We start from the raw sequence: 12,678 nt of genomic DNA on the forward strand, positions 1-12,678 counted from the left end.
TTCGCGTCCTCCCTGGCCTTCGCCTCCGCCTTGGCCCTCTTCGCCTCCGCTTCCGCCCTCGCCTTGGCTTCCTTCTCGACCTCGGCTTCCGCCCTCGGATTCGGCTGGGGCTGGGACGTCGGACGCGGCGGTCGCTGCGTTCCGGCGGACGGCTGCGCGCCGGATTGCAGGGCGGTCAGCGCGTTCTCGACCTCCTGGACGCGCTGAAGACCGGCCTCGCCCGGGTTCTCCCTGAAACGGGCGAAAACACGCTCCAGACGATGCACCGGGGTGCCCGGCGGCATGTCCAAGACCTCGCAGACCCACTCCAGCGAACCCGGCTTCGACCTCGGCTCCGGCTTCGCCTGAGTTCTCGGCTCGGGCTCGGCCGGTCGATTCGGACGGGGTTCCGGCTTCGGTTCCGGCTCGGGCTGCGACTCGGGCTCGGGCTGCGCCGCCGCCTGCGGCTGGGATTGCGCACCGGACCGCGACAACTCCGCCAGCGCGTTCTCGATCTCCCGAGCACGCTCCGGGCTCAACGACCCGGCATACCGGTAACCCGCGAAGGCACGTTCCACACGATGCACCGGCGCACCGACCGGCAGCCCCAGCTCGTGGTAAACCCAGTCGGAAGAGCCGGCACGCGACCCCGGCTTCGGCTGCGAACCCGGCTTCACCTCCGGCTCGGGCCGCGGCTGGGCCTTCGGCGGCTCCGGCCGGGCCGCCGGCTTCGGCGATGGCGGCTTCGCCTGCGGCTCTGGTTCGGGGCGGGCTTGCGGTCGCCGAGCCGGACTTCTCTCCGGGCGCGGTCCCGGCCTGCTGTCGTTCGGCTCGTGCTCCGCCTCGGATTCGGAATCGGATCCCGGGTCGGACTCGGAGTCCGAGACGTCGTCCGGGTCCGAGTCCACGTCGAAGTCCGACCCGATCTCGTCGTGGTCGTTCTCGACACCCTCGCCATCGCGACGATCGGGCTGCGCGGAGGGACGCCGTTCGGCACGAGCGGACCCGCCGTGCTCGATCTCCTCCAGTTCCGCCGCGGAGTACCGGGTCGAGGCGAGCGCGGTCCGCTCGACCACGTACCGGGTCTTCCGGACCGTCCGGGGGAAGAAGGTGCCAACGGTCGCGGTCTCCCGGCGCCTGCGCACCCGGAACCGCACCAGGCCGCGGTTGTCCGCCACCGCGATCCGGCCACCGGGCAGCAGCGAGGACCGGTGGCTGCCGACGAACACGTCGACGTCGTGCCCGAGTTGCGCCAACCGCCTGGTCAAGTCCGCGAGGAGCGCGTCGTTCTCCAACGGATCGGTCAGCAGCAGCAGCTCGGGCTTGTGGCCCGCGCGCTGCGAGTCGGCGAGCAGGTCCAGGAACCTGTCGCCGCGAACCAGGTACTCCGCGACGGTGGAGCCGCTCGCCCACACCGTCTTGGTGCGGCTTCCGCTCTTGACGGGGAGCTTGAACATCCCGTCACCGTTGCCGAGCGCCAAGATGGCCGGCTCGTCGAAGGGCGCCTCCGCCTCGCTACCGGCGACGGCCGTCGTGGCACGAGCCGGCTGGCCGGGAACCGTCCGCATCACGCGGATGCGGTCCGCGGTGCGCGCCCAATCCTGGACCCGCGCTGCCCGGTCCGGGTCGGCCTCCAGCAGGATCCCGTTCGGCCGCCCGTCGTCGGTGCGCAACGTCTCCCGATCGACGTCTTTGCGCCGGAATTCGAGCGGACGCCTGCGGGAGTCCTCGCCCTGGAACCCGGGGCGCGACTTGCGACGGCTGAACAGCCCCGCGCCCCGGCCGGTGGGACCGGCGGGCACGGGTTCGTCCGCGGTTTCCAGCGGTGTCGGGTCCAAGTGCAACTCGTCCTTCGACGTCACCGGGGCCAGCCACACCTCCAACGGGTCCGTGTCGAGATCCGCGAACCACCCGATCTGATCGTCGAGGAACACCGCTCGGCCACCGATGTTCTTGACCCGGAAGAAGTGGCCGTCGCCGTCGCCCTGGTCCCGATAGACGAGCGCCTGCGAACCTTCGGGTCGCCCCTTGATGTGCTCCGCGATGCCGACATACCCGTCCGGCTGCTGGGAGAACTGCAACCCTGTCCGAGCCTCCACCTCCTGGCGGTACATCGGGCCGCTCGGCTGCGCCGTGAACTCGCCCGCCCGTTCCGGGTGGTTGTCCGCGTTCACGCCCTGCACCGAGGTGATCTGGCAGTTCGTGTCGCTGCCAGGCACACCGTCGAGGTAGTTCTGCCGGTTCACCAGGCCGATGTCCGGCACGTTCTCGTTCAGGAATTCCGCACCGGCCGCGGGATCATTGGCGAAGGTCGACGCCGACACCATGTCCGGCAATCGGGCGTCCTGCTGACCGGGCTCGGTCAGCGCCGCCACCGACTCCACACCACCCCGGCCGTACCGGACGGCCGACTCCAGCGCTTGGTAGCCGCTTCCCCGCTCACCCGCGAACCCCTCGCGGTCGCTCCGGCGCGGCCGGAAGACGTCGAACAGCTCCCGCATGCCGTCGGAATCCGTGGCAGCGGACAGGAACCGGAACGAACCGTGCTCGGAGAGGCCGTCGAAGGCCTCCTGCTCGACAGCGGCGCCGAGCAGCCGCCCGCCCTCGCCCAGCGACCCGCTGGAGTCGAGCGGGCCGGACGAGGCGAACGGTCCCGCCGGGACCAGGGGCTCGCCGGTGTCGAGCGCCACCGTGTCGAACCGGGAGTTCCACAGGTCCTGCTCGGGCCCGTTCCCGGTCGACAGGATCGACTCCCGGACCGACCGCAGCACGTTCGCGGAGTCCTCGCCCCCGCCGTTGTACATCGCCAGGGCGTGCACGGCCCGCTGCTCGCCGAGGTGCCGCTGGAGGTGGTGCTGCGCGGACACCAGCGACAGCCCGGACCTGGTGAAGTCCACCAGCAGCACGTTCTTGTCCGCCGGGATCTCGCCCAGGAATTCGTCGAAGTGCTGCCCGAGCAGATCCTGCTCCGCGTCGCTGAGCATCCGGGTGCCCGGACCGTCGAACGCGCCGTGCGCGGCGGAATCCGGGTCCGGCGCCGCCCGGAAACCGGACAGCGGGAACGACATGGCCTGGTGCCCGCGCGATCCGAGGGCCGTGATCACCGCCGCGGGGCTGCGTCCCAGCCCCACGTAGGCGAAGCGGTCCGGCGGGTACTGGTCGACGATGCGCCGCGCCAGCTCGTTCGTGGCTTCGACGACGCGCTGCTGGTCGATCAGGTGCTGCCTGCCCCGCTCCGGACCGGCCGCACCGCCCCGGCCGGTGGGCTGCCGCGAATCGGTGGAGCCGTCGCCGTGACCGGGCCGGTCCCGCCGCTCGCCGGCCGAGGAGTTCGAGGGCACGACCTCGTCGTAGGCAGGAGGCGGGGGCTCGTACCCCGGTGGCTGCTCCTCCCGCACGTACGGGGGAACCGGATCGTCGATCTGCTGCCCCAGGTCGTCCACCGGCCGCGGTGCCGCCGACTCCTCGACCGACTCGTCCACCGGATACAGCAACGGGCGAGGTCTGGTCTCCCGCGCCACGTCCGGATCGCGCTGCGGGGTGATGAAGGTCGAATCGGTCCGCGCGAACGAACTGGGCCCGCGGGTACCGGAAGTTGCCGTCGCCGAGGCACCCGCCCTGGTGCGGCGCGGGTTGCGCCCGTCGGATCCACCCGCACCAGGCCCCCGCACGCCCTGCCCCAGCGGCATGTGGGTAGGCGCCATCACGCGATCAGTCGGCGCCTCGTAGAAGTACAACGCCTGCGCGGGAGTCCTGGCCCCCATATCGCCGGCCTGCCCGTCGAAGTACACGACCCAGTCGAACAGGTTGAGCGCCGTCAGCCAGTGCCCGATGCCCGCCTGACTCTGGAAGAGCGGGCCGTGGGAGCCGTGCGGCAGCCGGTCGACGTATTCGTCGACGGACTCGTAGGACCGGGGCGGCGTGGGATTCAGGTCGGCTATCACCTCGACCACACGCCGCGGCACGATGCCGCTCGGCCTGGCGCGGAAATCTCCCCTGCTCGCGCGCTCCGGGAAGTTCCTCGAGTTGGACGTGTTGATCGCGGCGGCCGCGCAGTTGGTCCGGTGCCCGGGGACGTTCTTGTCGTAGTTGTCCTTGTTCACCCGCAGTTGCAGCGCGAAGTACCTGCGCACGAACCGCTCCCGGCGAGCCGGATCGTCGGCGAAGGTCTCCCAGGAGATGACCCTAGGCCGCCCGGTGGTGTTCGGCGGAGTGCGGGAGAGGTCGTCCTGCACCTGGTCGAGCAAGGCCCTCGTGCGCACCACCTCGGCCTGCGCCGATTCCGTGAGCACCGGCGGCGAGGCCACCGCAGCGGCACCGCCGTAACCGCCGTAACCGCCGTACGGACCCGTCCCGTAGTACGGATCCGCGCCGTAGTACGACGGTCCCGCCGAGGACATCCCGACGGGGTTCCGCATCCACTCGTCGGGCAGGAAGAGGTAGTCGAACTGCTCGGTGTCCTGCAACGTCCCATCACGGAGATAGGCGGCGATCTGGTCGATGTTGCGCGCGTCGTAGGTGTACTGAACCCCGTTCCCATCGCTGGGTGTCATCCACACCGCCACCTGCTGACCGGAAGCGTCGAGTTCCACGGTGAACGTGTGCGTCGCGTCCAAACCCGGCCGGGTGAACACGATTCGGCGCGCCCGCCCGTCCGGGCGGTCGGACACGGCGGCCGAGGCGTCGGCGAAGTCGAGGGGGTAGGCGGCGCGCATCGATGCCTGGTCGAAGAAGCGGGTGAAGGCCGAGTACGCCTGCGGCATGCTGATTCCGGGCTGCCGCTCCAGGATGAGCTGGTCGGCCTCCTCCACGTCCAATTCCTGCGCCGCGACCGAGATGATCGTGAACCCGCTCTCGACCCGCCGCCCCATCTCGGTGTACCGGCTCGGCGCCAGCAACACCTCCGACTGATCAGGGTTGATCTCCCGGGCGTTGCCCTGCCGCCCGCGCAGCTCCGGCGGGTACGACAGCGCGATCAGCGCGTGCGACGGCTGGGTCCTGATCTCGAAGATCGCGTACTGCGAACGACCGCCCCGGTTCCGCGTCCACTCGCGCACCATGGCCGGATCGAGCGACGTCGACGACGGCAACCGGTCGACGAACGTGTTCGCACCGCGATCGGCCGAACCCATCCGGACCGCCCGGTACAACGTGACCGAGTCGCGCGCTCCCTCGGCATCGAGGAGGTCGTGGGCGTGGTCGTAGAACCGCTGAACGTGATCGCGAAGGGTGTCCAGCCGCTCCCCGGTGGTGGTGATCCGTCCGCCGTCCCCGCGGTGGCCCGTGAACATCCCGATGACGGCGCTCTGCATGAAACGCCGCAGTTCGCCGTCGCGCTGCGCCTCGCCCAGGTGCACGTCGGCCGTTCGGCCGAGCACCGCCGGACCCGAGCGCGACGACCGGGAGGAACGGGACGAACGGCTGGACCGTTCCGTCGTGCCGCTGCTGCGGACGTCGTCTCGGCGGGATCGTCCGGATCGGGAAGACGATCCGTGGTGGCGGTGGCGCCGGTGGCCGTCGCCGTGCACCAGATCGGCACCCTCGGTCGGCGCGTCCAGCGGCGCGGTGACCTGGGGCAACACCTGATCCGTCGATACCGGGGCGTAGAAGATCTCACGCGGTCCGGGCGGCATGTCGCTGAATTCCAGCCCACCCTGCGACTGCACGTGGTGGAGACCCTCGCTGTCCTTGTGGAAGAACGAAGCCGTTGATCCGTCGATCACCAGGCCGAACGAATCGTTCGGCTGCTCCGCGAGCAACCGTTCGTTGACCTCGGTCCAGCTGCGGGCGGGTCGAAGCGACACCCCGAGCTCGTCCTGGATCCGCGAGCGGCTGACCGGACCACTGGGATCCGCCCGGAACGACCTGCCTTGCGCGAGGGTGTTGATGCTCTGCACCGCCACGTTGAGGCAGTTGGTCCGCCTGCCCGCGGCGACCCTGGTGTCGCTCGGGTCGTCGAACTCCGCGCTGTTGACCGACTGCACGTCCGAGTAGCGCTCGCGCAGGTAGCGCGCCTCCGCTTCCGGGCCGTCGAAGGAGGCGTCCGACACCACCCGCGACGAGGCGGGCGGAGTCCGGGACAGGTCGTCATCCGACTGGCCGGGCAGGTCCCTAGTGCCGGCGGGCGGGTCCTGCTCGACCGTCGCCGCCGCACCCGGGGTCGCACTCGGCGTAGCAGGGGCTTCCGATGGAACGTCGCCCTCGGAGCGTTCCAGAGCGGCCCGGTAGCGCAGCGCCTGCACGACCTGGTCGTTGGCGGGGTCGTGCGCATTGCGGTGGGCTTGCTCGACGTACCGCCCCAGGGGGGAATCACGGTCCCTGAACTCGCGCACCGCGTCGGCGATGGGTCGGACGTTCTCCGGCCTTGGCGCGTTCGGCGGCAGGCTCCGCAGCCGTTCCCCGACCCGCGCCCGTTCGTCGCGCACCATTGCCACGACCCGGTCCAGGCCGTCCGTGGTCAGCGGCATCGGGAGCTCGGCATCGCGGAACATCCACCGCGTTTCCGCCGAGGTGTCCACCATCCGGCCGACCACCTCGGCCTCGCGCCCACCGCCGAGCGCCTCGGTGACCGCTGCGCCGTGCCAGTGCAGGAGTCCGAGCATGTGCCCGAGGTCGCCGATGGTCATCCCGGAGTCGTCCGGGTTCTGCTCGACGTGCCGACGCAGCGTCTCCAGCGACTCCAAGGCCGTGTCCGCGCTCATCGCCCAGGTCAGATCGTTGTCCTCGTCGAGGAAATCCGAGGCGCTGCGCGCGTTCTCCTGCCCGGTGGCGGCGGCGGTCCAGTCCGTTCCCCCGGCCAAGCCGCGGGTGACCGAACTCAACCTGTCGGCCACTGCCGGATCGTGCCGGGGGTAGGCGGTGCTCCCGTCGTGCAGCGACAGGTAGGGCCGGCCGACGAGAGCCGCGAGGTTCGTGGCGTTCGCGCCCTCGATCGCCGCCGGCAGGTCACCGAGCTGGAACAGCTGCCAGAACACGTCCTGCGGCAGACCACCGGTGCGCAGGACGAGCACATCGTCCGGCCCGAGCCCGGCGATCACCTCGCCCAGGTCGCTGTCGGTCACGTCGGCGTAGCGCAACCACGGGGCCTCGTGCCCGGGCACGTACTCGACCCGCGAATCGGAGATCTCCAGCATGATCGAAGGACGGCCCGGGTTCGACGCGTGAATCCCCTCCGCAAGGTGCGCGGACACGCCGGGACGCACGAACGGCTCCACGTTGCGCATGCCGTAGATCGGCATCAGATCCACCCGCGCGGGCCCGGTCACCGCGTCGACGACCGCGTGCACACCCGCGACCCGGTCATCACCCCGCATGTGATCGCCGATGAAGCCCTTGAGCTCCGCGGGATCGTCGATGCGCGGTACCTCGAACCGGTACAGGGCGTTCGGATCGATCTGCTCGTCGAGGTCGACGATCGCGGGTTCCGCGTTCGGATCGGGCCGCGACAGGTGCACGCGGGTGCCCGTCTCCCAGAGGTAGGGCTTGAGCACGATCGCTTCGTTCGCGCCGAAACGGTCGAGGAAGTTCGCGGCTTCCCGGACGTTCGCCGGACCGATGGCGTCGTCCGCGGCGCTCAGCACGACGCGATCACCGGCACCGTGCCAATCGGGCGATCCCAGTTCGACCACCCGCACACCATCGTCATTCCCGACGAGCCGGCGAAGCTTCGCGATCGGCTCGGCATCGCCCACGAGCGTGATCTCGCCGCGCACGCCGAGTCCGCGCAGCGACTTGACCAACGTGGTCGCCGCGGCCTGATGCCCGAAGTTCCGGGCATCGGCCACCGCGATGACGACGCCATCGCGATTCAGGTCCGCGACCAACGAGGCGGAATCCTGCTGCTCAGCGCCCTGCGGCCGAGTCACCGCGGATCGGTCCGCGCCGGGCTGGGCGGACTCCTCCTGCCGCGGAGCGTCCTGCACCTGCCGGTCGCGGTCCGGTCGGTCCTCCGATCGCGGGTCGGAGGTCGTCCGGCCGGAATCCGGCCGGGCGGGCGGCGGTGCTTCCTGTCCGGTCGTCGGGGAGTCCTCCGCGACGGACTGCTGATCGAACTCGTCGCCGGTGTCCACCGGCGAGTAGACCGGGATCAGCTCGTCGGTCGACGTCAACGGCGAGAACCACACCTCGGGGGCGGAATGCGGCGGGAGACTCCAATCCTGTCCGTCGAACAACACCAGGTCATCGCCGCGCTGGTGCACCGAGATCGCGTGCCCGTGCGTGTCCTCGTAGCCCAGGCTGATCATTCCGACGGGGTAGACCGCCTCCGCGCTGTCGCCGTAGTGCTCGTGGAAGGCCTGCTTCAGGTTCGCCGCGTAATCCCGCACATCGACGACCCCGTTCTCCTGCAGCTCCATCGGCGGCAGAGTGGACTCCGGCACCCGAGATCGATCCACCAGCCCACTGGGTCCCGCCACGAACTCCGCCGCCCGAGTGGGACGGAGATCGGTGTTGAGCGACTGGATCGCCGTCGCGAGGCAGTTCTTCCGGTACCCCAGCCGACCATCCTGGTCGCGGCGATAGTTCTGCTTGTTGACCAGGAGGAAGTCCTTGAAGTGCTTCTCCTTGTAGGCGAACTCCCCGAGCGGATCGTTCTCGAACGTCTCCTTGGACACCACGCCGGGGATCGCCGCCGACGGGCCGGGTACGGCGGGGCCGGAGTCGTGCGACGACGGTCCGCCCACGAGCTGCGCGGGCTTCGTCGTTGCGGTCCGCGGCTCGCGCCGGTGCTGCGGAGCGGGGTCCTCATCGCGACGCGCGTCCGGCACCTGCCGCGCGTCCCGGTTCGAGGCGTCGTCGATGCTCGGCGCGCGGGTCCGGGCCACGTCCTCGCGCGGCGGCTGCGCGGTGTCGTCCTGGTGCTGCGGCAGGACCTGGTAGCGCTGCTCGGCCTGCCCGGGATCGGTCGGTGAGACGTTCGGGAGGGGCGCGGTCGCAGCGTGCTCCTGCGGTGCCCCCCGTTCGAGGGACAGCCGGGGACCCGTGCTCGCGGCGTCGTCCTCGGTGGCGTCCGAGACCTGTTCAGGACGCCGGATGTCCGGGTCGACGGCTTTGGGGCCGCCCCGCACCACGCCGGACGCCGGGTCTCGCTGAGCCGCGGGGGTGCTCGTGGTCGTCTCGCCCCGGCTCCCCGTGGTGGCGGCCACGGGACTGGTCGTGAGCTGCCGACCGGATTCCTGCCGGCCCTGGTCCTGCTGCTCCGCCACAGGGCGTTGCGCAGCCGGCCGGTCGCCGTGCTGATCGGACTCGTCCCGCCGCGGAGCGTCCTGTTCCAGATCGCGAACCGGCTGGTCCACCGCGCGCTGGTCCGGAGTCGGTCGGGCCGGCTCCTGCCGGGCCGCATCCGGCTCCGTCGAGCTCGGCCGGGATCCCGATTCCGGACCGTTCTCCTGTGCGGGCCGGTCCTGTCCGGCGAGCGGCTGTTCGCCGGGCACTTCGCCGGGAGGCTGCGGCACGGAGGTGTTGAACCCGGGCAACCCGGCGCCCAGCCGCGGGGCGGTGTCGGAAACCTGCTGCTGCGGGCCGGAATGCGGCTGCTGCGAACCGACCGGCGGAGGTTCCGCACTCGGCTGCCGCGACGGATCCACATCGCCGCGGGGCGGCGTTGCGCCCCCGTGCTGCTGCTGAACCTGCTGTTCGCCCGGCGTGCCGAGCGGCGGCGCCGCGGAATCCTGCGGCGTTCCGCCGCTGCGCCCCGGACCGTTGTCCTGCTGCGGTGCCTCGACGGGTGAGCGGTGCTCGTCGACACCCTGGCCGCCTACCGGTGCGCCCTGGTCCGACTGGTGCTGCGCGGAATCGGCCGGGGACTGCCGGTCACCGACCTGTTCCTGCCCGCCCTGCGGCGCGTGAGCCGGCGGCGGCTCCTGCCCGGGGCTCTGCTCGGGACTCGGCGCGTAGGCCGGAGGCGGCTCGTGCGCGCCCACCGCCGGCGTGTAAGCCGGAGGCGGCTCGTGCCCGCCCACCGCTACCTGCCCACCGGGCGGGGCGTAGGCCGGAGGCCGCTCTTGCCCGCCCTGCGGGGCGTGCGCCGGCGGCGGCGCGTCCACCGTGCCCGGCGACTGCTGCGGGGCGGGGGGCGGCAGCTGCCCCGCTGCGGGCACCTGCTCGGACCTCGGGGTGTACGCCGGAGGCGGCTCCTGCCCGCCCACCGGCGACTTCCCCGGGGGTGGCAGCTCCGGCTTCCCCTGCCCCTGTTCCGGGGACGCGGAATACGCGGGCGGCGGGGTCTTCGACTTCTCCGGCGACGAGCCCTGCTGCGTCTCCGACTTCCCCGGTGGCTGCTGCGGAACCGGGGTGTACGCCGGGGGCGGCGCGGACTTCTCCGAAGCCGGCTGGGACGACGGGTTCTCCGACTTGACCGGTGGCGGCTCGACCGCACCCGGCGCGGGCTTCTCCGAAGGCGGCTGGTGGCCGCCGCTGCGCTCGTCGGGCAGCGGCTGGTCGGGGAGGTTCACCGCGGTGTCGAGGTCCGGCGAGTCCGGGAGGGGATTGCCGTGCTTGTCGAATCCCAGCTCGCGCTTCTTCTCGATCGCCCAGTTCTGCATGATCTTGGTGATCGAGCCGATGGAGGTGCTCGAGATGTAGGTCCCCAGTGGATCACCGGCACCGCCCAGCAAGGTCGCGACGATCATCTCGACGGGAAGCTCGCCCAGGAATTCCAGGTGAGATCCGCCGTACCAGGTGTGGGAGAGCTCCTTGGTGAACTGGTTGTAGCCGGCACCCTTGTACAGAGCGCTGATGAGGAAACCCGCGGAGAAGCCCGCCAGGAAGCCGACGTACATCGACTGGCCGTCGAGTTGGTTCCGCTTCCCCTGCACGATCGAATGGGCCTGCGGAATGGCGGATTCGAGAACCTCCTGGGTGCCCTCCTCGATCCCTTCCCAAGCCATGCGCAGCCAGCCGCTGAGCGACCCGGCCATCTCCTTGCCCTGGTCGACGACCTCCTTCAACATCATGCGCCCGGCCATCAGGCGCGAGGGCAGCAGGAAAGGGCCCCACGGCGAGGCCATGATCATGGCGATGTCGGCCACGATGAACGCGGAGGTGACGTAGTACTCGCCCCAGCTCTCCTCGCCGTTCACGCCGAACATGTCGACGCCGTCGGCGGCGTTGTACACCGCGCGAACCTGGTTCGGGACCTGGTTGGTCAGGTTCGAGCTGTAGTTGCGGATCGCGTCGGCGGTATCGCCCTCCACGCTGTCCAGCGCGCCCGCCGAGAGCTGGTTGATGCCGTTCGCCTGCTGCTGGTAGTTCTGCGCGTGCGAACGGAGCTCGCCCGAGAGCGAGTACATGTGCGACGACTTGACGTCGAGCGGGTCGATGCCGGTCGTGATCCACGCGAAGACGTCCAGGCTCACGGCTCAGCTTCCTTCCGAACGAACGACGACGACCAGTGCCGGTCCACCTTCCGGCGAGTGCGGGCGGCGACGACCGGCCGCGCGGCCGATCCGGGGAAACCATCACGAACCGCCGATCAGCGGGTGTCCTTGCGCCGATCGGCGCGCCACTCAGCCCAGGTCGGGACAGGCGGGGTGACCGTCCGGCCCCGGCACGAGGTCACCGAACTCCGCGGGGCACGCCGGGATCCACCGGCTCTCGCGCTTCGTCGAACTCGGCCACACCCGGCACACCGGGATCCACCGACTGCCGCGCCTCCTCGAACTCGGCCACACCCGGCACGTCCGGCTTCTCGCTGCGGACGAACTGCGATGCTTCGGCGTTCGCGAGAACGGCCTTGGCATCACCCGGCTCACCGGAGCCTTCCGATCGCGGCGAGTCGACCTGCTCACGCGGGGAGACCACGACCGGCGAAAGCGGCACGGGATCCTTCTCCGACGGCGGGGGCTGCTGCGGCGCCGGGGACTGAGCCGGATCGGACTCGCTCTGCAGGTTGTAGGTCAGCTCGTCGGCGCTGTCCCGGGAGTCCCCGTACAGCCGGCCGTTCTGGTGCAACCCCATGCCGATGTGCCCCAGGAGGCCGCTGAGTCCCTCGATACCTCCGGTGTAGGACGCCATCCCGTCGTTGAAGACCTGCCGGAACTCCTGGCCTTCCTTGTCGTTGCCGAAGCTGCCGGAGTACCGGAGCATGATGTCGCCGGCGCCGGAGTGCAGGTTGTTCAGCAGCGTCTGCTCGTCGTAGTAGCCCTGTCCGCTGCGGCCCAGCCGCTCGGGATCCACCCAGAACGAGTCGCTCATCGGCGCATCTCATCGATCCGGGCGGCCCGGTGCCGCTGCGTCTCGGCGACCATCGGCGGCAGCTGAGGCTGCACGGACGCCAGGGCCTCGGCGCTGACGTCGCCGCTGAGCACCGCCTTCGCGTCGAGACCGCCGGGCATCATCGGGGCGATCAACTCGGCCATCTGCTCGGTCGCCTTCTCCCGCGCCTCCGCGATCGTCTTCGTGATCAGTTCGGCCAGCTCGTTCTTGGGGAGCTTGCGATAAGCGGCGGTGGGGAAGTGGAGGTCCTTGATCACTCCCTGGTTCCCCACCGTGACCGACACCTCCCGCCGGGGCGAGACGGCGGTCGCCGAGAGCTCGGTGATCCGCCGCTGCATGTCGCCGAGGTTGGCGCTGACACGTTCGTACTCCTCGCGCAACATCTCGATGCTGCGACGATCCACATCGGACACGAAAACCTCCTGGATGAGACTGCTCCACCACTCAACCCGACGCGATCCCCACCGCTCGACCGCGAAGGCGGGA

The 12,678-nt window shown here is 70.7% G+C and carries 3 protein-coding genes; all 3 read right to left on the minus strand.

The annotated features are described in order from the left end of the window. A partial coding sequence (locus ABZ805_RS03660) for a toxin glutamine deamidase domain-containing protein (RefSeq protein ID WP_358433771.1) occupies positions 1 to 11,333 on the minus strand: 11,333 nt, incomplete at its 3' end. Positions 11,334 to 11,532: 199 nt separating this feature from the next. Then, positions 11,533 to 12,171, minus strand: coding sequence for a hypothetical protein (locus ABZ805_RS03665; protein ID WP_358433774.1), 639 nt, complete (start codon positions 12,169 to 12,171; stop codon positions 11,533 to 11,535). Beyond that, positions 12,168 to 12,605 carry a YbaB/EbfC family nucleoid-associated protein gene (locus ABZ805_RS03670; protein WP_358433776.1) on the minus strand — a complete coding sequence of 146 codons (438 nt, stop codon included), beginning with the start codon at positions 12,603 to 12,605 and terminating at the stop codon, positions 12,168 to 12,170. The genes ABZ805_RS03665 and ABZ805_RS03670 overlap by 4 nt, the downstream gene beginning before the upstream one ends. Positions 12,606 to 12,678 lie beyond the last annotated feature (73 nt).

Origin of the sequence: Saccharopolyspora sp. NPDC047091, assembly GCF_040643635.1 — a bacterium.
Taxonomy (GTDB): domain Bacteria; phylum Actinomycetota; class Actinomycetes; order Mycobacteriales; family Pseudonocardiaceae; genus Saccharopolyspora_C.